General features: G+C 43.3%; 18 protein-coding genes. 16 read left to right on the top strand and 2 right to left on the bottom strand.

All coding sequences use genetic code 11. From position 1 onward, the window contains the following. Nucleotides 1-12: 12 nt before the first annotated feature. The 9 genes from L5M11_RS07390 to L5M11_RS07350 all read left to right on the top strand — a co-directional run bounded on the left by L5M11_RS07390 (nt 13) and on the right by L5M11_RS07350 (nt 15,849). Entirely contained in the window at nt 13-171 is a 159-nt protein-coding gene (locus L5M11_RS07390) for a helix-turn-helix transcriptional regulator (protein ID WP_411569287.1), read from the top strand. 162 nt (nt 172-333) lie between these two features. After that, nucleotides 334-2,520 (top strand): Z1 domain-containing protein, encoded by a 2,187-nt coding sequence (locus L5M11_RS07385; RefSeq protein ID WP_263191775.1) that lies wholly within the window; start codon nt 334-336, stop codon nt 2,518-2,520. 9 nt (nt 2,521-2,529) lie between these two features. Next, nucleotides 2,530-3,024, top strand: coding sequence for a BREX-3 system P-loop-containing protein BrxF (gene brxF / locus L5M11_RS07380; protein ID WP_263191774.1), 495 nt, complete (start codon nt 2,530-2,532; stop codon nt 3,022-3,024). Then, on the top strand, nt 3,021-6,743 hold the full coding sequence (locus L5M11_RS07375; RefSeq protein WP_263191773.1) for a DUF6079 family protein: 3,723 nt from the start codon (nt 3,021-3,023) through the stop codon (nt 6,741-6,743). The genes brxF and L5M11_RS07375 overlap by 4 nt, the downstream gene beginning before the upstream one ends. Nucleotides 6,744-6,796: 53 nt before the next feature. Continuing rightward, nucleotides 6,797-9,619 carry a site-specific DNA-methyltransferase gene (locus tag L5M11_RS07370; protein WP_263191772.1) on the top strand — a complete coding sequence of 941 codons (2,823 nt, stop codon included), beginning with the start codon at nt 6,797-6,799 and terminating at the stop codon, nt 9,617-9,619. A gap of 3 nt (nt 9,620-9,622) precedes the next feature. Continuing rightward, a complete protein-coding gene (locus L5M11_RS07365; protein WP_263191771.1) occupies nt 9,623-12,430 on the top strand; it encodes a DEAD/DEAH box helicase in 2,808 nt (935 codons plus the stop codon). Beyond that, nucleotides 12,427-14,430, top strand: coding sequence for a BREX-3 system phosphatase PglZ (gene pglZ / locus L5M11_RS07360; RefSeq protein WP_263191770.1), 2,004 nt, complete (start codon nt 12,427-12,429; stop codon nt 14,428-14,430). Before L5M11_RS07365 ends, pglZ begins: the two co-directional genes overlap by 4 nt. Further along, nucleotides 14,423-15,139, top strand: coding sequence for a hypothetical protein (locus L5M11_RS07355; protein ID WP_263191769.1), 717 nt, complete (start codon nt 14,423-14,425; stop codon nt 15,137-15,139). The genes pglZ and L5M11_RS07355 overlap by 8 nt, the downstream gene beginning before the upstream one ends. After that, on the top strand, nt 15,139-15,849 hold the full coding sequence (locus L5M11_RS07350; protein WP_263191768.1) for a hypothetical protein: 711 nt from the start codon (nt 15,139-15,141) through the stop codon (nt 15,847-15,849). Before L5M11_RS07355 ends, L5M11_RS07350 begins: the two co-directional genes overlap by 1 nt. 8 nt (nt 15,850-15,857) lie before the next feature. Here the strand turns inward: L5M11_RS07350 and L5M11_RS07345 are convergent, their stop codons facing one another. Beyond that, nucleotides 15,858-16,160 (bottom strand): hypothetical protein, encoded by a 303-nt coding sequence (locus tag L5M11_RS07345; RefSeq protein WP_263191767.1) that lies wholly within the window; start codon nt 16,158-16,160, stop codon nt 15,858-15,860. Nucleotide 16,161: 1 nt separating this feature from the next. Between L5M11_RS07345 and L5M11_RS07340 the strand changes: the two genes are divergently transcribed. The 7 genes from L5M11_RS07340 (at nt 16,162) to L5M11_RS07310 (ending at nt 22,134) form a co-directional block, all read left to right on the top strand. After that, nucleotides 16,162-16,461, top strand: a complete 300-nt coding sequence (locus tag L5M11_RS07340) for a hypothetical protein (RefSeq protein ID WP_263191765.1) — start codon at nt 16,162-16,164, stop codon at nt 16,459-16,461. A gap of 104 nt (nt 16,462-16,565) precedes the next feature. After that, on the top strand, nt 16,566-19,289 hold the full coding sequence (locus tag L5M11_RS07335; RefSeq protein WP_263191764.1) for an ankyrin repeat domain-containing protein: 2,724 nt from the start codon (nt 16,566-16,568) through the stop codon (nt 19,287-19,289). Nucleotides 19,290-19,373: 84 nt separating this feature from the next. Next, nucleotides 19,374-19,514 (top strand): hypothetical protein, encoded by a 141-nt coding sequence (locus tag L5M11_RS07330; protein WP_023268020.1) that lies wholly within the window; start codon nt 19,374-19,376, stop codon nt 19,512-19,514. A gap of 141 nt (nt 19,515-19,655) precedes the next feature. Continuing rightward, nucleotides 19,656-20,075 (top strand): LexA family protein, encoded by a 420-nt coding sequence (locus tag L5M11_RS07325; RefSeq protein ID WP_069454541.1) that lies wholly within the window; start codon nt 19,656-19,658, stop codon nt 20,073-20,075. Further along, nucleotides 20,063-21,316: a Y-family DNA polymerase gene (locus L5M11_RS07320; protein ID WP_263191763.1), complete on the top strand. Its 1,254-nt coding sequence runs from the start codon at nt 20,063-20,065 to the stop codon at nt 21,314-21,316. Before L5M11_RS07325 ends, L5M11_RS07320 begins: the two co-directional genes overlap by 13 nt. Before the next feature lie 253 nt (nt 21,317-21,569). Then, nucleotides 21,570-21,728 (top strand): hypothetical protein, encoded by a 159-nt coding sequence (locus tag L5M11_RS07315; RefSeq protein WP_263191762.1) that lies wholly within the window; start codon nt 21,570-21,572, stop codon nt 21,726-21,728. A gap of 232 nt (nt 21,729-21,960) precedes the next feature. Further along, nucleotides 21,961-22,134: an acetyltransferase gene (locus L5M11_RS07310; RefSeq protein ID WP_411569286.1), complete on the top strand. Its 174-nt coding sequence runs from the start codon at nt 21,961-21,963 to the stop codon at nt 22,132-22,134. 831 nt (nt 22,135-22,965) lie between these two features. Here L5M11_RS07310 and L5M11_RS07305 read toward each other — a convergent pair. Then, nucleotides 22,966-24,240, bottom strand: coding sequence for a tyrosine-type recombinase/integrase (locus tag L5M11_RS07305; RefSeq protein WP_226059047.1), 1,275 nt, complete (start codon nt 24,238-24,240; stop codon nt 22,966-22,968). Between the last annotated feature and the right edge of the window lie 2 nt (nt 24,241-24,242).

Genomic DNA, 24,242 nt, shown 5'->3' with positions numbered 1-24,242 from the left:
GGCATATACTAAATATTCATTATAATCAATTTATTAGGAAGAAACTTTTTCTATGATTTCCCCAAAGCAGTGAAACTGGGCAGTAGATCTGTTGCATGGGTTGAAAGCGAAGTGCAGGAGTGGATATTGGAAAGGATAGAGCAGAGGGATGGGGAGAAAGTGGTTAAATGATTCTAGATAGAGCTCTTGTTTACCAATTATTATTTTAAAAATGTGTTATTCACATGAATTTTATTGAAAATATTTTTATATCTTCAAAATTCATCATACAATCGCAGCAGCGATTATTGTAGCTGTTCGATATTTCATTTTAAATAAGGGACACGAGGTTTTATGGATAATTTAGTACTCAATGGCGCGTTTTATCAGCACTTCTTATCATCGACTCAGTTCCCTTATACAGCCCAAGAACGAAACTGTATTGAATCCACTGTTGTTAAGTTAGGTCACCATAAAACACGGGGCGATCACCCAGGTATGCTGCTTGGGAAGATCCAGTCGGGTAAAACCAAAACCTTTATGGCTATTATGGGCCTAGCCTTTGATAATGGTTACGACGTTTCGGTCATCCTAACAAAAGGCACCAAGGCGCTCTCCAAGCAAACTCAACAGCGTGTTCAGCGTGAATTTAAACCCTTTTGCGAGCAAGATGATGTCTTAGTGTTTGACATTATGCATATGCCTTCCACTCTTGTTGGATATGAATTAAAGAAAAAAATCATCCTTGTCGTTAAAAAACAAAAAGACAATTTAGAGCGGCTAATCCAGCTATTTGCCAAAAAATACCCCGAATTGGCTCAGAAGCAGGTGCTATTGATTGATGATGAAGCAGATTACGCTAGTGTGGGCTTTAAAAAACAAAATGGCGAAATTGATGCCAACCTCACGGCGATAAAGCTTGAGGAGTTGCGCAGTCACGCTCACAAAGCCGCATTTTTACAAGTTACTGCTACACCATACTCTCTTTATCTGCAGCCTGAGAATACAGAAATTAGAGGTGAAACCTTTAAGCCAGTGAAGCCTGCATTTACCGAGCTGGTGCCTGTTAACGATGCCTACGTTGGTAGCAGTTATTATTTTGATGATGCCGAAACGGATGATAGTGTTGCGAGTCACCTGTACAGCTCTCTTTCCTTAACCGAGCTTACGGCATTAAAAAAGCCGGATGGCCGACGTTTCAAACTTGATGATGTGCTTACTACATCAGCCATAAGTGGCCTGCGAAGCGCTTTTGTTAACTTTATTGTTGGTGGTGCTATTCGCCAGCTGCAAGCTAAGCAAACCGGTGAAGGAAACCAAAAGTTTAGCTTCCTGATTCATACTGACGTTGCTAAGGCAACGCATGACTGGCAAGAGCAAGTCGTCAAAAAACTTGGCGAAGATGTTCAGGAGGCAGCTGAGAAAAACACCCAGCAGTTTCAGAGTCTGATAAAAGAGGCTTATGACAGCCTGGCTAAATCTGTCTTAGCTGCGGGATACTTTATACCGCCTATATCTGCCGTATTTGACCGGGCACGAGAATCATTAGTGGATGGCGAGCTGCTCGTTACAACAGTCAATTCTGAAAAAGAAATTGAATCATTATTAGACGATAGTGGCCAGTTAAAACTTCGAACTCCTCTAAACATCTTTATTGGTGGTCAGATTTTGGATCGAGGTATTACCATTGGCCGGTTAATTGGTTTTTATTATGGTCGCCGGCCAGGAAGATACCAGCAAGACACCGTGCTGCAGCATTCTCGAATGTATGGTTATAGGCCAAAAGAAGACTTAGCAGTAACTCGCTTTTACACCGAGCCTGCAATCTACAATGCCATGCGCTGTATGCATGAAAGTGATATAGCGTTGCGAGATGCCATTGAGAAAAACCCGGAGCAGGGCGTTATCTTTATTCAAAAAGCCCAAGACGGTACAGTGATCCCATGCAGCCCGAATAAAATACTGCTAACGGCTACCACCACGTTAAAACCGCATAAACGTTTACTACCAGTCGGTTTTCAAACCGATACTAAAGGTAAAACACGTGCGGTTACCGAACAGATAGACACCATTTTACACTCGCATAGACCAGCAGGTGCTGGCAAAGAACCTTTTAAAATTCCAACTACAGTCGCTCATCAGCTTTTAAAATTAGCTGAGCAAGTGATCATAATGGAGGAAGATGAAGGTTATACCTTCGATTGGCAAAGTGTGCACTCGGCCATAGATTATCTTGAGAAGCGTTCTGCTGCGCCTGGTAATATTTGGTGTTTATGGCTAACTGACCGCAATAACGCGCGTTTAGCGGGTAAGGGTAGCCATACAAAATATGTCGCCACACCTGATACTTCTACCACTGAAGGTAAAACAGCACGTGAAACCGCAAAAGACTCACCCATGTTAATGCTGTTTCGGCAAAATGGTGAAGAGTACGACGGACGTGGTTGGAAAGGTGCGCCTTTCTACTGGCCACTAGTCTGGGCGCCGGCCAATACACCCGTTGCTATTTATGCTAATCAAACCAATGACCAACAAAGTTAGGTTTTGTGTATGACTTGTTTTAGAGTAACCCACGAAGAGCAACTGCCGAGTCTTATTAACGAGCAGATCGACAAGCTTGCATTGCAAAGCCATCAGATATTGATAGTAGTAGGCGCAACAACTGAACTGTTAAAATTACTTGATCAAATACCAAGTCTAGCAATTTCAGAATTGCTGTGTGAAAAGCTACTGCCGTTGGCAAGTAAGCGCCGCGTGGATGAAGTTGAGGCATTGCTGGCAGATTTAATAGCTGCGCAAAAAGCTGGCCCTGTTTTACTTGAACGCATTCACCTCTTGTTTGAACCAAGTTTGCAACTAGAGGTATTGCGTTGTTTAAAAGCGCTATCAAAGCATACAACACTAATTATTGATTGGCCTGGCACTTATAATGGCGCGGCACTTAGCTTTTCCATGCCAGGTAAGCCAGATTATTTTTACTACTCAGAAACCGAATTAAGCAGTCTGCCTGTGCTTTGGTTAACAGGTAATGGAGAACAAGCATGAAAAAATATGGAGAGCTCATTCAGTTTGAGCCGGTTACCACCATCATCAAATTACATGAAGCCGCTGAAGAGGCGCGAGCCCAGCAATTAGTCTCCTCTTATGTTATCTCCGATAAAATGGCAGTGAAGCTGGCAGACGTCATCATTCCTCAGCTGCAGTTTACGGAATCGGTGGACAATAAGTCGCTGTGGATTGTGGGTAACTACGGTTCCGGTAAATCGCATTTAATGTCGGTACTTTCAGCAGTTGCCGAGTTCCCTTACCTTGCACAGCATCTTACAAACGAAAAAGTACGTGCAGCAGCAGATAAAATTGCCGGTAAATTCAAAGTTATTCGTTTTGAAATTGGCGCGTCTAAAAAAGCCTTTGCCGACATTATCACCGACAACCTAACCAAGGGCTTAGCCAGTTTTGGTGTCGATTTCCACTTTCCAGAAATGACCCAGATCTCCTCAAATCACAAACCGTACTTTGAGCAGATGATGGCCGCCTTCCATCAAAAATATCCAGACCAAGGCTTGTTGTTGCTTTGTGATGAAATGTTGGACTACTTGCGCTCACGCAACACGCAAGAGCTACCGCTTGATATCGCCATGATGCGGGTATTAGGTGAAGTTATTGATGGTACTCGCTTCCGTTTTGTCTGTGGTGTGCAAGAAGCCATTTTCGATAGCGCCCAACTGTCTTTCGCTTCACAAGAAGTCAAACGGATCCGCGACCGCGCCGAGCAGGTATTGATCACCCGAGACGATATTAAATACGTGGTGGCAGAGCGCTTGCTTAAAAAAAATGCCCAGCAAATGGCCTGGGTCCGTGAGTACTTGCAAAAGTTCACCCATTGCTTTGAACGTATGAACGAACGCTTAGATGAGTTCGTCAGTATGTTCCCAGTACACCCAGATTACATTACTACGTTTGAGCGTGTGCGTGGTGCCGGCATTGAACAACGCCAAGTATTACGCAGTTTGTCACGGCAAATGCAAGCGCTAATGGAGCAAGATGTTCCAGAAAGTACACCCGGCGTGTTCTCTTACGATACTTACTGGGAAGAGCTACGCAACGATCCTAGCGCTAAAACAAACCCTGAAATAGGGCAAGTGATTGAAGTCGGCGAGACTTTATTTACCCGCATCGATCAGGCTTACCCGGCGCAGCACGAGGTCAATTTTGCAAAACGGTTAGTTGCCGCCCTGGCTATTCACCGGATGTCGGTAGGTGATATTTACAATGAAATGGGTGCAACAGCAGCCGAACTGCGTGACTCGCTTTGTTTGTACTTGCCGCTAATTGAACAGCTGCCCGGTGAAAAGAGTAAAAATTTGGAGAACCAAATTGTTGCGGTACTCACTAAAATTCGGCAAACCGTAAATGGCCAGTTTTTCTCTAAAAATAAAGCCAATGATCAGTTCTATCTGGATCTGAAAAAGACCGAAGATTTCGATGCCTATATTGAAAACAAGGTACCGTTATTGGCAGATGATCAGCTTAACAATGCGTATCGAACGGCAATGTTAGAGATTTTAGAAGAAACCGATGTCACTCGGCCCAACATCGAAATGTGGCAGCACGAGCTAAAATGGTTAAAACGGAATGTTAAACGGCCTGGATGGTTATTTTTAGGCTCACCCAATCAGCGTGAAACGGCTAAACCGCCGTTAGATTATTACATGTACTTTGTGCAGCCTATTAATCCGCCCAAAGTAAAAAAAGAATTTATTCGCTCTGATGAAGTGCTTTTTGTGCTCGACAAACCATCCGCAGAGTTCGATCGCAGTTTGCGTTTTTATGCCGCCGCGATAGAGCTGCAAGCGACCGCCACCGGCAATGCCAAAAATGTCTACCAGTTAAAAGCCAGGTCCTATTTACAAGAGATGCAAGGCTGGTTAAAAGCACATTATAAAGATGCCTATTTAGCGCAGTACAATGGCCAGTCTAAACCGATGATGGATTGGCTAAAAGGGGCGACGGTACGCGGCATTACGGGCTTGCTTAACACCCAGGCTGGCAGTTTGCGTGATATCTTTGAAGCTGTTGCCAGTGTTGTTTTAAACGATCATTTTGAAGCCTTAGCACCAGAATATCCGACTTTCAGCCAACTCATAACAAAGGAAACTATCCAGGGTGCTGCGATGGATGCGCTTGGTTTTATTGCGGGCGGCGCCGCAACCAAGCGAGCTAACGCGGTATTTGATGCTTTAGAGTTACTGGATGGCGAGCAGCTTAAGCCTGCCAAATCTCGTTATGCGCAGGCGGTGCTGGCTATTTTGGCCACTAAAGAGCCAGGGCAAGTGGTTAATAAAGCCGAACTGCTGGAGCAAATTCATTCCCGTTTATATTTTAAACCCACCAGTTTCCGTTTAGAGCCAGAATGGCTTTTAGTGATTTTGGCAACTCTAGTGTATAGCGGTGAATTGGAACTCTCAGTAAGAGGGCATCAAATAACAGCAAGTGATGTGGTCAAGTTCCGAAGTGTTGAATTTGATGTTCTTACAGACTTTAAACATATCCAAGCACCGAAAGACTTTAATGTTTCGGCCATTAAGGCACTACTGAACCTACTCGAAATGAATGAAGGTCTAGCCACTTCTATTCAGCAAGGTGATGAAAGCGTCGTGCGCGATATGATGGCTCGCAGCGAAAAGCGGGTGCAAGAGTTGGTCATGGGCCAGCAGAGCATCAAAGGCCGCTTGCTGTTATGGGGTAACTATGTGGTCGAGGAGTCAGACGCCGATTTGTTAACTAAACAGGTCAGTACCCTCAAAGAATTTTTAGAAACCGCAGCGCGTTTTAATACACCTGGTAAGCTGAAAAACTTTAAGGCCACAGCGGCAGAGGTGAACGAGCAAGCGAACAATTTAGCGGCGTGGCATGCCTTTATTGAACTCCGTAACCTGGTCGATGAATTTAAAGGTTATGCCGATTATCTAAAAGATGCAGAAAACGTATTAAGTGCAGATGATGCTTGGCAAATCGAGTTAGCCGTCTGCAGAAAGGCTTTACGTGACGGACTAGCAGACAGCACTTTGCGCCATACCGCACCTTTTAAAACTCAGCAGCTTAAAGCCTTGCAGCAGGTTAAAGCGAACTATCAGCAGCGCTTTATCAGCTTGTTTAGCAAAGCCCGCCTCACGCCAGCTGAGGAAAAACAAAAGCAGGCACTATTAAAAGATAGCCGCTTGCAGCAGCTGGAAATGCTATCGGGTATTAATCTACTTCCATCAGTGCAACTCCAAGATTGGCGACAGCTTTTTGCTAAGCTGAAGGTTGCGCAGGCGATAGACAGTAAACTATTTGAGTTAAATCCCAAGCCAGTTGATTTCGCACCAAGGCTAGAAGCACCTGTTGTGGCAACGCAACTGTTAAAGCAGCTAGACGATAAGCTTGATAGCTTAACCACCGATTGGGCATCCAACTTAAAAGGTTTATTAGACGATCCGTTTATTAAACTCGACTTGCTCAAAGATGAAGCTGCCCGTGAGATAGAGGCTTTTATTAACAGCAGCACACTACCTGAGCCTTTAACCGCCGCTTTTATTGCCGCTGTAAACCAAGTGCTAGATGGCCTAGAAGAAGTGCGAATTAACCAAGCTCAGCTGCTAAGCCAATTAGGCCAGGGCTTGCCGCAAACGGTAGATGAGATAACCGAACGCTTCAAAAAGCTCTTGGCACAAAAGTGCCAGGGTAAAGAACTTAGCAAAGTTCGCATTATTATTGACTAGCCATTATCAAAGGGCAGCCATGGCTACCCTTACCCATTTATTTGAGAACCACTATGCAGCAAGACAACCTATTTACCGAGCAAACACAGAATGAAAAGCCGACTGGCCCAGTCACGTGTTTGGGTGAAACCTTTGCCAACGATGTCGAGCGCCGAGCTTATTTTACCGCATTACTGGCCGAGAAATTAAAAGATCCAGAGTTTCGGAAAATTGAGGGTTTCCCGATAGGCAATGACGAAGATATTTTAAACCTAAGCGACCCGCCGTATTACACAGCCTGTCCAAACCCTTGGATTCCTAATTTTATTGCGCAGTGGGAAGCAGAGAAACCTGCTAAACCTGAGGACTATCATTACCATCGTGAGCCATTTGCAGCGGACGTAAGCGAGGGCAAAAATGACCCAATCTACAACGCCCACTCATACCACACTAAAGTGCCGCATAAAGCGATTATGCGTTATATTCTGCACTACACGAATCCTGGTGATATTGTCTTTGATGGTTTCTGTGGCACAGGTATGACAGGTATTGCTGCGAAGATGTGTGGAGATAAATCAGCTGTCGAATCTTTAGGATATCGAGTCGACAATGATGGAAATGTTTTTGAGCAGTTCGTTGATGGAAATATCAAAATAAAATTACAGCCAATTACAAAAATTGGACCAAGAAATACAATATTAAATGATCTTTCAACAGTCGCTTCATCAATTGCGTATGGCTACAACACACCTACGAATCATAGAGCTTGCCAAAATGAAATATCGAGAATCTTAGGTAGAGCAAGTAATGAATATGGATGGATATATGAAACAAATCACCTTGACAGTGCGAAAGGTACAATAAACTACACTATTTGGTCAGATGTTTTTATATGCTCAGGGTGCCAGAAAGAGATTGTTTTTTGGGACGTTGCATTAGACCATGATCTAGGTAAGGTTAAAGACACATTTAACTGCGCTTATTGTAATGCCGGCTTATCTAAGAATGGGTTGGAAAGAGCTTGGGTTACTGAATTTGATGCCTCCTTAGGAGATAGTATAAAAAAAGTTAAACAGGTTCCAGTTTTAATAAATTATTCATTTTCTGGTAAGCGTTTTGAAAAAAAACCCGACGAATTTGATTTGGAACGGTTTGAAAGAATAGAAAATTATTCTAATGATTTCTGGCATCCTAGTGCAAGAATGATGTATGGAAAAGAGTCTCGTCGAAATGATGTTTTTGGTTTAACACACGAACATCAGTTCTTTACTAAAGGGAACCTATTGGTCCTTTCTTTTATAAATAGAGAAATTGATCTGTCTTCTACTAGGGAGGCCCTGCGTTTTATATTTACATCATCAATGCAATACCTAAACAGATTGTGTAGATTGCACGTCGGTAATCATTTTCATAAAAAAGGCGGAACAGTAGACAAACCTCTGGAAGGAACTCTTTATCTTCCTTCAATATCACTGGAGGTTAATGTACTATCTCGATTTAAACTGCGTTCAAGGATTGAGAAAAGTTTAGTCGCTGTTGCGCGTAACTCAATTATAGCTTGTGCAAGTTCGACTAATCTTGATTCTATTCAAGATAATAGCTTGGATTATATTTTTATAGATCCACCATTTGGAGCAAACCTCAATTACTCGGAGTTAAATAGTCTGTGGGAAGCATGGCTGAGAGTGAAAACTAATATTGTCCAGGAGGCTGTCCAAAACTCTGCCCAAGGAAAGGGTGTCTATGAATATAGGTCACTTATGTATACCTGTCTCGCTCAAGCATATAAGAAATTAAAACCGGGCAGGTGGATTACTATTGAATTTTCAAATACGAATGCTGCCATTTGGAATAGTATCCAAACTGCATTGGCTGAGGCGGGATTTATTACCGCAAATGTATCAGCTTTAGATAAGAAAAAAGGGAGTTTTAAAGCTGTAACCACACCTACAGCTGTTAAACAAGATCTAGTTATTTCTGCATACAAGCCAAACGGTGGCTTTGAAGAACGGTTTGGAGACGAAGCGAAAACGGAAGAGGGCGTGTGGGACTTTATTCGTACTCATTTACAGTACTTGCCTTTAGTTAAGTTGCATGGGAACTCTTTGCTACAAATCCCAGAGCGTGACCCACGTATCCTATTTGATCAACTCGTGGCTTACTATGTCCGCAAGGGCTTCATGTTGCCAGTTTCCAGTCAGGAGTTTCAAGCTGGTTTGGCACAGCGCTTCATCGAACGTAATGGAATGTTCTTTTTGGATGAACAAGCGGCGGAGTATGACAAGAAGAAAGCCGTTGTTGGAGAGTTGATCCAGACGTCTCTATTTGTAAAAGATGAAGCTAGCGCCATTCAGTGGTTGCGTCAGTTACTTAAGCTTAAACCACAAGTATTTTCCGACATTAATCCTCAGTTCATGCAGCAATTAAGTGGCTGGAGTAAAAACGAAGTTCAATTGGATTTGCGCGACCTGTTGAACCAGAACTTTCTCTGTTATGACGGCAAAGATGAGGTACCTGACCAGGTCCATAGCTATCTTTCGACCAACTGGAAAGAGCTGCGCAACTTGTCTAAAACTGCCCCGGATCTAAAAGCCAAAGCGATAGACCGTTGGTATGTACCTGATCCAAATAAAGCTGGCGACTTAGAGAAACTGCGAGAGCGCTCGCTGCTTAAAGAGTTTGAAGAATACAAAACCGCTAAGAAAAAGCTGAAAGTATTCCGGATTGAAGCGGTACGCGCCGGCTTTAAAAAGCTGTGGGAAGCGCAAGAGTTTGCCAGCATTTTAGAAATATCAACTAAGCTGCCAAACGATGTCATTGCTGAAGATCCAATACTGCTGATGTACTACGACCAGGCCATAACGCTGTCACAAAACAACAGTAATGAGGACTGGTAAGTAATGTTCTCGCAAGTTGGTGCTTGGCATGCAGGATGCTGGCTATGGAGTAAAAGCCAGGAGAGTTATGTACAGCTTGTTGCTGAGCATAACCTCTGGCAAAAGCCATACTGCACAGTGCTTAAGGCGGGGCAGCAGGCAACACGCTGTTTGCCAACTGACGATTTAATCGAGTATGGCCCAAACGAGCACCAAGTGCCTTTTGGGCTTAGTTATATTGCTACCGCTGCGCGCATTGCCAATGCACAGGCGGAAGGCGATTTACTCTCGCCAATGGAAGCCAATGTTATCCCGTTACCGCATCAATTAAAGGCGCTGCGAAAGGCCTTTAGTCAGTCGCAAATACGCTATTTATTTGCCGATGAAGTGGGTTTAGGTAAAACCATTGAAGCAGGCTTGGTGATCCGTGAGTTAAAACTACGCGGTATGGCAAAACGCATCTTAGTGTGTGCGCCCAAAGGTTTGGTAAGCCAGTGGCTCAGTGAAATGCAGTTGCACTTTAACGAAACCTTTCACCTGGTACAGCCTGGCGATTATAAAACCCTAGATGCCAATGACAACCTTTGGAGCCGACACCACCAGGTTGTTTGCTCAATAGATAGCATTAAACCTTTAGAATACCGCAAAGGCTGGACGGCAAAGCAGCTACATACCTACAACAAAGCACGTTTTGATGATGTATTGGCTGCCGGTTGGGACCTGATAATTATTGACGAAGCGCATCGTTTAGGTGGCAGTACAGACCAAGTTGCCCGTTTTAAGTTAGGCCAAGGCTTGGCAGATGCCGCGCCCTATTTACTGTTGTTATCGGCCACACCGCATCAAGGTAAAACCGATGCCTTTCATCGTTTGTTATCGCTATTAGATGCCAAAGCCTTCCCGGATATTAGCAGTGTTACCAAAGATCGTGTGCAGCCTTATGTTGTTCGTACAGAGAAAAGCCAAGCCATAAATGCTGAAGGTACACGGCTGTTTAACCAACGTAAAACCGAGTTAATACCGGTAGCATGGAATGCACAGCACACATTGCAGCGCCAGCTTTATGAAGCTGTAACCGACTATATTCGGGTGGGGTATAACCAGGCCAAAGCGAAACGGCAAAATGCTATCGGCTTTTTAATGATTTTAATGCAGCGCTTGGTGAGTTCTAGCAGCCGAGCCATCGCCAAAACCCTTGCCAGGCGATTAGAGGCGTTAGACGCGAGCCAGCTACAAACGGAAATAGACTTTTCAGACGATTGGCAAGATTTAGATGGCCAAAGCCAATTAGATGATTTAATACAAACTGGTCGCTCTGGCCTGGCTGATGAAAAAGCCGAAGTCACTTTTTTATTAGAATTAGCTGAGCGTTGTATCGCGCAGGAAATTGATGCGAAAGCTGAAACGCTATTAAGCTACATTTATAAGCTGCAGCAACAAGAGCAAGACCCACAACTTAAGGTGTTGGTATTTACCGAGTTTGTGCCAACACAACAGATGCTGGCGCAGTTTTTAATCGATCATGGTATTAGCGTGGTGTGCTTAAACGGCTCGATGGACATACCAGAGCGTAAACAAGTACAGCAAGACTTTGCAAAAGAGACCCGGGTATTAATTTCGACCGATGCCGGTGGTGAGGGTTTAAACCTGCAGTTTTGCCACATTATTGTCAATTACGATATGCCTTGGAACCCGATGCGGGTAGAGCAACGCATTGGCCGGGTAGACCGTATCGGCCAACCTTTTGTGGTAAAAGCACTAAATTTTGTGTTGGAGAACACAGCTGAGCACCGTGTGCGTGAAATATTAGAAGAAAAGCTGCAAATTATTCTCGAAGAGTTTGGTGTGGATAAAACCAGTGATGTATTGGACTCCTCTGCTAGCAATCACTTGTTTGATGAATTGTTTATGTCCCAGGTAGTGGATCCCAGTAAGCTTGACCATGAATTGGCGAGGGCGCTGGAAACATTAAGAGAAAATGCCGAAGAGAAACGTCAGCAAGATGCACTGTTTGGTGGTGATATACCGCTGCAACTCGATGAATATCAACAAACGTTAAACCATCCAATGCCTTATTGGGTGGAGCAAATGGCTGCATATTACTTGCAATGGCAACAAGCGCTGGGCAAGCCCGCACAATTTATCCGCAACAAAAAGGGCAGTATCAACATTACCTGGCCTGATGGCAGCACAGCGAAAGATATTACCTTTAGTGGTAAACAAGCACAGCAGCAAACAGAGTTAAGCTTGTTAACGCTAGAAGAGCCTCACATTGCGAAGCTTTGCCAGCAACTGCCGCTTTGGGTACCCACGATGCCCATTCCGCGAGTTAGATTTACTCAGTTACCATCGGGTGCCAATGGCTTTTGGGCTTTGTGGAGCGTTGTACTGTCATCGCATCAAGCAACCAAAAAGCGCTTTTTACCCATCTTTGTAAATACCAGTGGCCGCTATTTTGCCGCTGCCTCAGGCCGTATTTGGGAAGCGGTTTGCCAAGCAGAGTTTGAGATAATAGCGGGCAAGACTAATCAACCAGGCGCTGACGAGGATGTGTTGGCAATGCTCAATAACGCTGCGCAGCGAGAAGGTGAGGCTTTATTTAACGTGCTGAATACGGAATATGAAACTGAGCTTGCTCGCGACATGGATAAAACGGAATTTTCATTTTTAGCTAGGCGCAAAGCCATAGAGCGTATCGGCTTACCTGAAGTAAAGCAGTATCGAATGCGGCAACTTGAGATTGAGCAACGTGAGTGGCAACATCACATCGAGCAAAGACGCCAAGTATTTCCGCAGTTAAACCTGATGTTAGTGATTGAGATCTCAGGATGAATAATTGGGCAGATAAGCTAATCAACAAGCTGAATTTAGACGGTGCCTTTGTCTATTTGTTAGATGATCCGGATGGTTTATGTTTTGAGCCACATATAGCGGCGTTTTTTAATGGTAAGCAGGCTACGTTGGTAGATGATGCCGATCCGCTGGTATTAAGACTGAGCTTCGAGCAATGGCACAAAGAACCGTCAACAGCAGCGTTGCTTATCCGCATTGTCGATGAACATACTCAGCCAGTACCTTACGATATTGCGCAAACTGCGAGAAAAGTCAGTTTTAATTTAGCCGAGATTTGCGCTGAAATTGATGCCCATTCGCTACGCCAAATTCCGGCGATGTTTTATCAAACGGTAGTAGATGCGATAGAGGTTTACCGGCCTGGCAAACTGACGCCTCAGGCAAGTACCGATTTTATTTTACGGCATGTGTATAAAATTGCCCCTGAAGTGATTCAAAACCATATTGATGTGGTGCGCCTGCTGATCAGAAAGCACTATATTGGTATTGAAATGCCGCTGCATTTTGAACAGCGTTTAATCACATTATTGACACTAAACCCAGCGTTACGAGATTGGGATTTTACGGCGCTGGTGCTAAACAAGTCACTATTTTTTACTTTTTTGCAGCAGCAGTGGGCGTTTTATATTTTGTCACTTCGGCCAGAAACACAGATCCGAAATACGTTGTTTAATCGCGACGAATTAGTCGTACCCTTTGATGATGCCGATATTCGCCTACTGATTGATAATTTATTTGCCGATGGCGTGCTATTGCCGATTGTATTGGAAGTTAATGACTTACCTGCAGGGCATTGGGCAAGTTTAGGTATTGAAACGCCTGATAACAATGCCAAGTTTGAAAGATGTAAAAGATTACTCAACCAAACAAAAACGGTGTTCGAGCTCTTAGATACCAGCATTCTTACTCACGAATTCTGGGCCGAGCAGTCACACAGTTTGGGTGTGCTAAATGCGCTTTTTTATCAGTTAACAACCGATGATGCTGAGCCGTTTGAGCTAAATTTTCTAAAAGATAACATCACGCATATTAACTTAACCGTTGATGCAATATTTGAAAGCTGGCTGTTAACCAATTTTGGCGCGCTCCAGTCATTACCTACTATAAAAGTGCCGGTAATGGTACACAAAGTGCCATCGTGGTTAGCCAACAAATTAGCAAGCAATAAAAAGGTATGTTTGCTAGTGCTAGACGGTTTAGGTGCCAGACAGTGGCCCTTGTTGCGTAACTTGTTGCAAGCGCGCGCCGCTATGTTGGTGGAAGAACATAGCTGCTTTGCTTGGGTGCCGACGATTACTTCAATTTCACGCCAAGCGCTGTTTTCGGGTAAGCGGCCGTTTGCTTTTGCCGATTCGCTTTTAACAACCAGCAAAGAAGAAACCTTATGGCGTGATTTTTGGGCTGATCATGGCTTGGCACGGCATCAGGTGTTATATGCAAAAAATGCTGAGCGACTAAGCCAAGAAGAATGGCAAAACCTAATTCATCCTTCTGCGCTAAAAGTGGCCGGCATTGTGATTAATTTTATTGATGATCAAATGCATGGCATGAAAGCTGGCATGGCTGGCTTGAATAAAATGGTTGACCTGTGGCTGCAGCAATGGGGCTTTATAGAGAAAATAGAAGCGTTACTAAGCCAAGGTTTTGAAATAGTGCTTACTGCTGATCATGGCAGCCAAGAGGCGCTAGGTGTGGGTGGTATCAGCGACGGTGTTAAAGCGGAAACCCGTGGTGAGCGAGTGCGGATTTATAACACGCAAAACACGCAGCTTAGTACTGCAACGACGCGCGCTGAAACTATGGTAGTATGGCCTGGCCCTAGCTTTGGGCTACCACAAAACTGTTTTCCAATTTTGGCAAAAGGCAGCCATGCATTTAAACCTAAGGGCGAAAATGTTGTTGGGCACGGTGGTATAAGCTTACATGAAGTAGTGGTTCCATTAGCTGTAATTACCTCAAAGCCAATACAATATGAATAAATTTACTAGCTTTAGCCGGCACCTAGACAAGGTTTGGCTTGAGCAAACACTCGCTTGGGTTGCCCAAGGTAATGACCATGCGACACTAAACTCTGCAATAGAAACCATGTTGACTGGCACGGTTAAAACGCCAGAGAATCGGCGTAAAGCCAGAAATCTATTAGTTGCGATATGGGCTGCGCGCGAACAGCCTGAATATAAGCCGTTCGACTGTGCTGCGCTGGCGCTTTATCACAAAGCTGAACAGTCATCATTGGTATTGCAATGGGGAATGCTTATTGCCAGAAAACCTTTTTTTGCTGCAGTGGCGCGTTTTATTGGCCGTTACAGCAAGTTGAATTCGAGTTTTCAATCAGCACAAGTTAACCGACGTATGTGCGAGTTATATGGTGAGACAGAGTCTACAGCGCGCGCAACACGAGCTGTGCTAAAAACGATGCAAGAACTCGGTGTGTTGGTTAAAGATGACTCTGGCGCCTTGTTTACTGCATCACCATCAAAAATTACTGATGCAGATGAAATCAATTGGATGCTAAAAGGGCAGTTAATGACAGACTGCCAGACTAGCCGAGCCTTGGATGAAGCATTACAGGATCCACTGTGGTTTCCATTTGACTTTACTTTTAATGCCAGCCAGGTTGCGAACCATTGGTTTGAGTTGCATCAGCAAGGCAACAGTATGTATTTATTTTTAAAACAGGATGTTTAATGAAACCTGCTATTGGCTTTAATCGCCACCTCGAAATGAGTTGGCTAACACAAACTGCAATTTGGGCCGCTGGTGGATTTGATGGGGTTGAACTTAAAAAGCACATTGACAGTCTACTAGCACCGTCTTTTAGTAGCCAAGTAGCCATGGATAAGACGCGAAACTTGTTGTTTGGGATCTGGAGTTCACAATCAAAAGCCTCTCCGCAATCTTTCCATGATGAGGCTTGCAAACTGTTGCTCAGTCACAGTGAACAGAGCTTAGTTTTACACTGGGGATTGCTGATCGCGAGATATCCATTTTTCTACTCTGTCGTTTCTCAGCTAGGGCGAATTGCAAGGCATGATCGTGCTTTTGTCTACGGTCAGTTGGAGCAAAGAGTAGCTGATGAGTACGGTGATACTTCGACCATCAAACGTTCTATGCAGTTTGTGATCCGAACGCTGACCAATTTGGGATTAATTTCGAGCGCTAAGACTGGCGTCTATCAGTTATCTAAGCCTATTACAGTGACCTCTCCGGTGCTAGTTGCTTGGCTGGCTAAAGCGATTATCCTTGCTAACGATGACAGAAGTAGAAGCCTAGAGATGCTCAACTCTGACCCAGCAGTTTTTCCTTTTGATGTGTTCTTCAGTGAAAATAGCTTGAGTCAATCTACGTTTCTTGAACTACATCATCAAGCATCTGATACTGTAGCTTTCCTTAATTGAGTAGCTAATCACAGCCAATGTTCTGGAATAGTTAGCTCAAAATTCCCGGCAATATACTGAAGCATCGTGATGATCTCCCGGTGCTTTTTTTCATCATAAGCTAGGCCATCTTGCCTTTGAGTTATAAGGGTTTGCAGCTCAAGCAGTTGAAACATCCCCAGACGATAAAAATTACCCCAGCTTGGCTCACCAAAGAGGTTGTAAATGACTTGCGTATCATCCCGTTCACTTGCAAGCCGCTTTGGCCCCTGGACTTTGGTCAGGGCTACTTCGGCTGCGTCTTTGTCTTCGTAGGTGTTGAGGAGTTTCATAATGAGTTCGGTACTGGATTTTTGGCAAGCGGATATTGAACTTGATATGGCGAGTAATTGCAAATTCTGGTTTCGATTTTGTCTGATAGACTTGGCAGATACATATAGATGTATTTCTCAAATATCAGCGGATACCTTTAGTTTAAGTGTTTTAAAGAATCCGCTTCAAGATCCTGAGATAGTGGTACATTCAGTTTATATAGACTTGGATAGGTCTAGTAAAAAGGAAGAATTTGAGATTGTGGTTCAAGCAAACACTTCAACCAAATTAGTTGAAAGCAATTCTAAAATAAGTACATAAAGAAGTTGCTCATTTGCTTTATAGGGGGATACATCAGGTTTCAGTGAAAACAAGGAATGGAATTGCCAGAATGATCAGCAGTCGGTCAGCTAAAGGAACTAACGATGAGCAGTTTGCCACTAATTGAGTCTATTTTGCTTGAAATCCGCCAAAGTGCGGGGATTCAAGGTTACCCAACAAACAAAAAAGATAAGTTTGCCAAGGGCCAGTTAAGCCTGGATATGCACAGGGTGATGGGCGTAGAAACGTTAGAGGCTGTCTTTGACGCCTTTGACATGGATCCGCAAATGCAACTCGATGCAATGGATAACCTAATGGAGTTTGCTAATGCTTATAAGCAGATTGAGCTAAATACATGGACCTTTGCTGTAGACCCGCGGCAAATTGTCTGGGATATGTTGGGCTATTTTCTCGTGCCAAGCCTGGCACGTCGAGTTGCATTTTGGAACCTGCCTAAACCGTTAGATGCGGGAATGCCGGGTGGTCGATTCTGGTATCTTCCTGAGATTATTGAACATAACGGAAATGCCACTTTATATATGCCAGTTGCGCAAGTGGTAGACTGGTTGCTTGACTTGCTCGGAATGCCACTAGAAGTGTTCTCTGATCAACGCAGTGATTCTACTGATGGCCTGCATGAGGGGCTGAGACGATCCCTATATAACTGGCGAGCTGCCACACCCATCAGCCCTGATTCTATCGAAAAGTATTTTGCAGATGATGCACAACTCAGTTTCGATGGTGCATTTCAATTTTACGATAGTCACACACCTGCCCAGCAGTTCAATACCGCATTAGCATTTGTTAAAGGTAAAAACCTTTCAGCTGAGCTGCTGAGTATGGAAATCCCGATGACTCAACCAGGGCTGTTGGACGCTATTTTAGCTGGCAGTGCCAGTGAGGAAGAGCAAGCCAGGTTTGTTATATGCATAGCGCAACGATATGCTGTGCCGTCAATGAAAACCATACGCCAACGCTTTCTACTTGCGCGTACTGTACAGGATGGATACTCGCGCTTATTGAAGTTTCTGTGTCCTGATATTGATCGCCAGTGCGTTGATGAACAGCAAAACAAAGTACTGCAATTATTTGGTATTTATAAATTTGTTTATAACACCACTATTGCAGCCTGGCGTAATTGTGGCGATCAAGGTGAAGCTGCTGAAAATCGTTGGTTTGAAAAACAGCTACCAGAGTGGGATAAGTTCGGTATTTTCCTATCAATTCTCCCGTCATGTCACACAACGGCAAACCAGCAACTTGCACAATTGCTGACGCGGCGTTTTTATAACATTACACCTGACGATGCGCTGGAAGATCACATCGGTTTCAGTCCTGAGTCAGCTGCGTTAATTATTCAGCGTAATATCGAAAGAGCTAAATCGTTTTATTCTGAAATGGAAAGAGCTGAGCAACTGCTATCCAGAATGCAAGTAGCCTCTCCCTGGAGAGCGCTTCAGAATGAACAAAGTTACTGGGTGGTAAGTCAGGTTGCTGCGCATCCCCGGCTTTCCACCAATGCGAGAAGCCTTGCTGTAAATCGTTTGCGTGAGTTAGCTGTTTCGCCTGCTGAAACTGTTCAAGCCATTCTTTTAGAATTGGGTGGTTTTTTGAATGGTGAGCGTAAGCAAAGACCAAAAGACACTGCCGCACAAGTTGCTTTGCTTCTTGCCGAGGTAGAGGAAAACAAAGGCAGTGAACTCTGGAAAGCGCCTATTCTCCAGTATAAAGCTAAGCATTTGCTGGCTTGCAACCAATTTGAAGATGCAGCGAAATGCTTTAGGGAAGCTCTAGATGCTGTAAATGATCGCAACTACGGTTCGGTGCGTGGCGAGATTGCCAGAGATGCTTTTGCTTTATCGGTCGCCAATCAAAAACTAATTCATAACAACCATGAAAAGTTCTATCGTGAGATGCTTGCTGGTGGAATGATGAGTGAGTGTGATCAAATACCTTCAATTGAAGATACAGCGCGGTGGGTATCTGATTATTTTTGGGAAACACTCTATAAACCTTATCCGGGTGTGCCGGCAATTGTCAGAGGTAACAGCAAGCAATTTGATCAGGCTTTTAAAGATCTGGTGAAACTGCTTGAAGCGGGTACAGAAAGCGAGCTGTCCCAGTGGATTAAATCTAACCGGCAGCTACTCAATTCAAACATACCGGAAGTGGATGGTAACTCTGTCTTAATGCAACTTGTTAAAATGAGAAGTAGCTTTATAGAACGGTTACCAATTATAAAGCAAATGGCACCTTTTGAGTTACAGGGTGATGTGGACAGGTTTAACTTGTTGCTTAACAAGTGGCGAAACTTCATCGCTCAACTTGCTAATGAGCACCCCAAACAACTAAATATTGTCGATATTAAGGGACAAACACCATTAATGCTGGCGGCTCAGGCCGGTGATGCTGAATTAGTCAAAATCATGCTTGAGGCGGGTGCCAATCCAGATTTACAAGACATAAAAGGTATGACAGCTCTGCATTCAGCAGCTAAATCACACAGCGTTGATTGTGTGAACTACCTATTAAGCCTGTCATGTCGTTTAGATTTGGTCACCGTCGATGGGAGAACTCCGCTTCACACCGCAACCTGGATGGGTAACCTGCATGCTGTGCGGCAGCTAATAGCGAGCGCACCTAAAATGGCCTGGCATCGTGATGCCGACAAACAGACGCCATTAGAGTTAGCAGAGCATTTGATTGAAAATCCAGACGAGTTTGAGCGACTGTCAGAAGAGAGGGCGAAATTTGGGTCACGATGTGCAACGCCTGAAGAATTAGAGCAAGTAGCAAAGGCATTAGAAAATGTTGCTGCTGTCTGTTAAAGGGCCGAGCTATTTCGCCCGAACATTAGGCTCTCACATAGCAATTGTTCAAACACTTAAATTTAAACTCCGAGGAAAACCATCATGAGCAGAACACCAAACGATGATCGTAGTGACAGCATGAATCCGAATAATGACGCTTACTGGGATAGCCTAGACAACCATGCTAATCAGTTAAATCCTAATCATGATGAATACCAAGGTTATGATGAGGAAGAGGATTAGAATTAGAAGAAGGTAACGTCACCATCACAAGAAATTCCTTAGCTTGTGGTGGTGACATCTCAGTGTTGAGTTTGAGAGTTAAACTTGCCAGCCGCATGATTACTGCTAGAATAACTGTATATTTAACCAGTGGTGTTAGTTATGCGTATCATACCAATCTATGCAAGTGCAGGGCTCACAGGGTTTGAAAGCCCTGCAGAAGAGTATCGCCAGCTTGGCCTGAGTTTAGATCAACTCCTGATTATTCATCCAAACGCGACCTTTATGGGGTTTGCTCGGGGGGATTCAATGCAGGGCGTTGGCATTTATTTTGGTGACTTGTTGATAGTCGATCGCCATGAAACGGCCCGTGATGGTGATGTGATTGTCGCCAATTTTAACGGCGAGTTTGTTTGTAAAATTATCGACAAAACTAGTCGGTTACTGCTATCCGCAAACGAGCAGTTTCAGCCTCAACCTATCCATGATTACGACACCTTCAGCATAGAAGGTGTCGTAGTGAGTTCAATCCGTTTTCACCGCCAAAACCCGACTTTAGCTAATTTAAAATGTATGCTCTAGTTGATGCCAATAGCTTTTATTGCAGCGCTGAGCAGGTGTTTCGTCCGGACTGGCGTGGCAAACCGATGATCGTCCTTAGCAATAACGATGGCTGCATCGTGGCAGCTAATCGTCAAGCAAAGGAGTTAGGGATCCCCAAATTTGCACCTTATTTTCAGTTAAAGGAACAATGCCAAAAGTTAGGGGTGATTGCCTGCTCAAGCAATTATGAACTCTATGCCGATCTATCCACCAAGATGATGAGTATTATCGGCCGCTTTGCTCCAGAGCAGCATGTGTATTCCATTGACGAGAGTTTTTTATCTTTTAAGCATTGCCCTGCGATCAAGTTTCTATATGAACAAGGGCAGTTAATTCGCCGTGCAGTGTGGAAAGAAGCACGCTTACCTGTATGTGTAGGTATAGGCGCGACCTTAACGTTGGCCAAGCTGGCAAACCACGCAGCCAAAAAATTACCCGGTTATAACGGTGTTTGCGTAATAGATAATGAGCCAGACCGACTCACTATTTTAAAGTCGGTAGAAGTGGGCGAGGTATGGGGGATTGGTCGCCGCATCAGTAAAAAGCTGGCACTAATGGAAATTAATACCGCTTATGATCTGGCAAGAATGCCGGCCGGACTCGCCCGCAAACAATTTAATATCGAGATTGAACGCACCGTAAGAGAACTCAACGGCCAAGCATGTAAACAATGGGATGAGGCAAGGGCAGATAAAAAGCAAATCTTCTCGACTCGCAGTGTGGGTGAACGCATCACCGATTACCAACAACTCCACCAAGCCTTAAGTAAGCATATTGGCATTGCTGCCGCCAAAGCCAGAAGGCAAGGTTCGTTATGTAAAACCATGCTGCTGTTCGCCAATAATTCTCCCTATGATGAGCAGCCAACAGGCGCTAAAACATTAGTTAACTTTCCATGTGCCACAAATTGCAGCGCCGAGCTCACCCACGCAATGAGCGCGGCCGCCCCTAAATTGTTTAGGCAAGGGGTGCGCTATTATAAAATCGGTGTGGGCTTGTTAGATTTAGTCAGCGAGAAACACCGCCAGTTTGACCTATTCAATGCACCCTCCGCTAATCCTCAGCTAATGCGTACCCTCGATAGTGTTAACCACCGCTATGGTAGCGATACCTTATTCCTCGCCGCCCAAGGCATTGATCAAAAATGGACCATGCGTCGCGAACTACTTACCCCGCAGTACACTACAGACTGGGGATGTTTGCCACATATTAAATGCTAGAGTCAGGCTGAGGTTACCTTCAAGGAAAGTAACACGAGTCTTGAATTACAACACTATCGGCTTTTAATTACCGCTGAAAGACACCTTTGATACTGGCTGATGCACAAAGTGGCTATTCGTGAAAAATAATGAATAAATTATGGGTTTAAGATATAGTTATTAATAATTGTTGTATATTTACAAGTGGTTAACTGTTGAAATTTTTCCACGTCATAATGGTTATCTAAGTTGTTGCAGATTTTGGTAGGTATTAATGATTATCAAGCGTCGCAAGGTCAAATCGACAGCTTTCTCTGATTTTGTGCGCAACGCATCACCCAGGGAGAAAAGTGATTTTTTTGAAAAAGTTATCGAAGAGGCGATTCAAAAACAAAAAGAGGTGATAGCCAAAGCGAATGAGATCGATGGTTAGGTATATGGCATGCTATATTTATTTACAAATGTCAGTACAAAAACTGCTTTAGTTACAAGAGACTTAACGGCTTGTCGCATAAGTCGATGCCTCCAAACAACAAGTCTTTGTTCGGTTGTACGCAAGGAAATACTGCCGGATATCGGCGTCTGATTGACGTCCTGTCAATTCGCATTTTTAGCTTGATGGGGTATGTATACAGTTAGCAAGTCGAAGTACATGAAGCCATAGAATGATAAATAGAAAATTAGAAATTTACGGTGTTCAAGTGGTTACAAGGCCGAAGCTCAAAGCGACCAAGCAACTTGATTTATCAGGTGACTTTGGGCGTCAAATCGTGAAGTCAGAAACAGAACGAGTATTAAGAACCCATCCTAAAACTTTCCAAAAACTGGCTGATATGTAATTTGTGGCAGAGTATACTTGTTGTGGTCTACTAAAACTTACAGACCATGCAAGCGTTATTTCACGTTTGCCTGTTAGTGATGAAGCCGTTGCTCAAACAACGTCTGATCTTGGCATTGAAGCCATCAAAATAAATCACAGATGTGCGAATAGCAGTTAAATATAGCGACTATTGCTAGTTGTAGTTAAATTTTTATTGACTTCCAGGTAAGTTTGTAAAAATCAATAAATTCAATTAGTTATACTGTTGTTTTGAGCTGAAATTGAGGAGCCGGATTCCCAGGGTAAGTCATTGGTCTAATTGAAGAAATTATCAAAAATCGGAAGTAATGCAAAAAGTAATGCAGCCCTGTGTTACGTCATTATTAACGATACTTTTCAATGCGTTATGCCATGAAGTAGACTCCCTCTCTCACCGCCAAATTATTAAACAAAAACAGCGACTTACGAGTCGCTGTTTTTGTTTTGGGAACTATTTGGGATCCAAATGTGGATTTTAATATAGTTGTTTAGTCTAAAATCTCCCTTCCAATCATTTTTTTCCGGTTTTACCTTAGTGATATTCTTTCACTCATTCAGCACTTATCTACCCATCTTAGGCATACTGGCAGTTGGTATGTTATCAAGTGTAGGTGTGTAAAAAATCATCTATGTTAGTTCGACAATTTCTAGAATTATTTGATGGGCTGAAAACAACTGAAATGTTGCTTAGCTAATGTGAAGGTAATAACAGTTGAAATGTTGAAACCAGCATTGTTCCGGTGATTTTTTAGAACCTTAATAATGCTGGATATTGGCATGCTTATTTTATCTAATGTAAGCAGCTCTATAGTTACCCTTGAGCGGTTGTGAACCGTTCAAAAATAGAATTTATCTTTTGGGATGCGCTATCTCGTTCTACTTTGTTTGGAGATTTATTCCATTTAAGATAGTGTTTCTCTGTTGTTAAGACGCTTGCATGGCCGAGTTGTTTTGAAATGTACGTTTGATTAGCACCTTCATTACATGCTAAGGATGTAAAAGTGTGTCGGCAATGGTTTGGTTTTGTCTTGCTGACGTTGATAACCTTCAGAAAATGATAAAAATCCTTTCTAAATTTCTGTTCGTTTTGATAGCTTGTTTGTGTATCCATGCATAGCAAAACGAATCGGACATTTTCTTGTTTGATTTGTTTATAATCCGCACCAAGAGTCTTGATTGTTTGTTGAGGTGATAGTTCATAGAACCTTTTCTTCATTTCATTCAGCATCCAAAGCGCAGGATCTAAAATATCGACTCGACGAGATTCGACGCCTCTTACTTTTAAGGTTTTATATTTTCCATCTACTCTCGCTCTGCGGATGGTAATAATTTTTTTTTCTAAATCAATATCCTCCCAAGATAAACCCATTAGCTCTGAAAACCTGAGCCCTGCGCAACAATTGAACAATATAATGAGTGCAATCATTGGGTTAATAGAAATGCTATTCTGAATTTTGTTAAGATCCCCGATCGTGAATAATTTTTCAGTGATTGTGCTATCGCCATGACCCTGCTTAATTTTCATTCTTCGTAAATTGATCGGCGACTTAACTAAATCACCGTTGTCGACGGCATTTTGTAAGAGTGCATCCAGCAGCCTGATCGTCTCATTCACTGTTTTCCATGCCAACGTAGATAATTGTTCGTTACGAAACTTAAAGACATCATTTGAGTTAATTTCAAGTATGTTTTTTTCACCAATAGCCAATGAGATACGCTTAAAGTGACCTTTATAGCTTTTGACTGTAGCGGGAGCTAAGGTGGGATAGTGGTTTTTTGTATAGTTTTCTATTAAGTCATTAATAGTTAAAGGGACTTTGGTATTATTTCTTTTATAATTAGCGAACGCGAGTTCCAACTCGGCTGGCGATAACTTCCGCCATCCATCTAACTTAGATATCACGGAAACAATTTCTAGAGATGTAAGACCCACATACAGTGTTTGTTTATAAGTCCTGTTTTGTCGTTTAAACACAGCTCTTAACGAATTACCATGTACTTCAATATTTTTAATTTGATGCTGATTTATCACCCCTTTTGCTTCAGCAGGTGTTAGTTGCACAGTATTTAAAGGAAATTGTTTCACTG

The sequence above is a fragment of the Shewanella sp. SM87 genome (genome assembly GCF_025653705.1).
Taxonomy (GTDB): Bacteria; Pseudomonadota; Gammaproteobacteria; order Enterobacterales; family Shewanellaceae; genus Shewanella; species Shewanella oncorhynchi.
Note: the sequence above shows the minus strand (reverse complement) of the source record. Positions and strands in the feature narration are given on the sequence as shown.

Coding starts and splice junctions, on each gene's coding strand:
- L5M11_RS07310 (WP_411569286.1), top strand. CDS start 21,961: ATGATAAATAGAAAATTAGAAATTTACGGTGTTCAAGTGGTTACAAGG.
- L5M11_RS07340 (WP_263191765.1), top strand. CDS start 16,162: ATGAGTTCGGTACTGGATTTTTGGCAAGCGGATATTGAACTTGATATG.
- L5M11_RS07385 (WP_263191775.1), top strand. CDS start 334: ATGGATAATTTAGTACTCAATGGCGCGTTTTATCAGCACTTCTTATCA.
- L5M11_RS07350 (WP_263191768.1), top strand. CDS start 15,139: ATGAAACCTGCTATTGGCTTTAATCGCCACCTCGAAATGAGTTGGCTA.
- pglZ (WP_263191770.1), top strand. CDS start 12,427: ATGAATAATTGGGCAGATAAGCTAATCAACAAGCTGAATTTAGACGGT.
- L5M11_RS07355 (WP_263191769.1), top strand. CDS start 14,423: ATGAATAAATTTACTAGCTTTAGCCGGCACCTAGACAAGGTTTGGCTT.
- L5M11_RS07325 (WP_069454541.1), top strand. CDS start 19,656: ATGCGTATCATACCAATCTATGCAAGTGCAGGGCTCACAGGGTTTGAA.
- L5M11_RS07315 (WP_263191762.1), top strand. CDS start 21,570: ATGATTATCAAGCGTCGCAAGGTCAAATCGACAGCTTTCTCTGATTTT.
- L5M11_RS07345 (WP_263191767.1), bottom strand. CDS start 16,160: ATGAAACTCCTCAACACCTACGAAGACAAAGACGCAGCCGAAGTAGCC.
- L5M11_RS07365 (WP_263191771.1), top strand. CDS start 9,623: ATGTTCTCGCAAGTTGGTGCTTGGCATGCAGGATGCTGGCTATGGAGT.
- L5M11_RS07375 (WP_263191773.1), top strand. CDS start 3,021: ATGAAAAAATATGGAGAGCTCATTCAGTTTGAGCCGGTTACCACCATC.
- L5M11_RS07370 (WP_263191772.1), top strand. CDS start 6,797: ATGCAGCAAGACAACCTATTTACCGAGCAAACACAGAATGAAAAGCCG.
- L5M11_RS07320 (WP_263191763.1), top strand. CDS start 20,063: ATGTATGCTCTAGTTGATGCCAATAGCTTTTATTGCAGCGCTGAGCAG.
- L5M11_RS07335 (WP_263191764.1), top strand. CDS start 16,566: ATGAGCAGTTTGCCACTAATTGAGTCTATTTTGCTTGAAATCCGCCAA.
- brxF (WP_263191774.1), top strand. CDS start 2,530: ATGACTTGTTTTAGAGTAACCCACGAAGAGCAACTGCCGAGTCTTATT.
- L5M11_RS07330 (WP_023268020.1), top strand. CDS start 19,374: ATGAGCAGAACACCAAACGATGATCGTAGTGACAGCATGAATCCGAAT.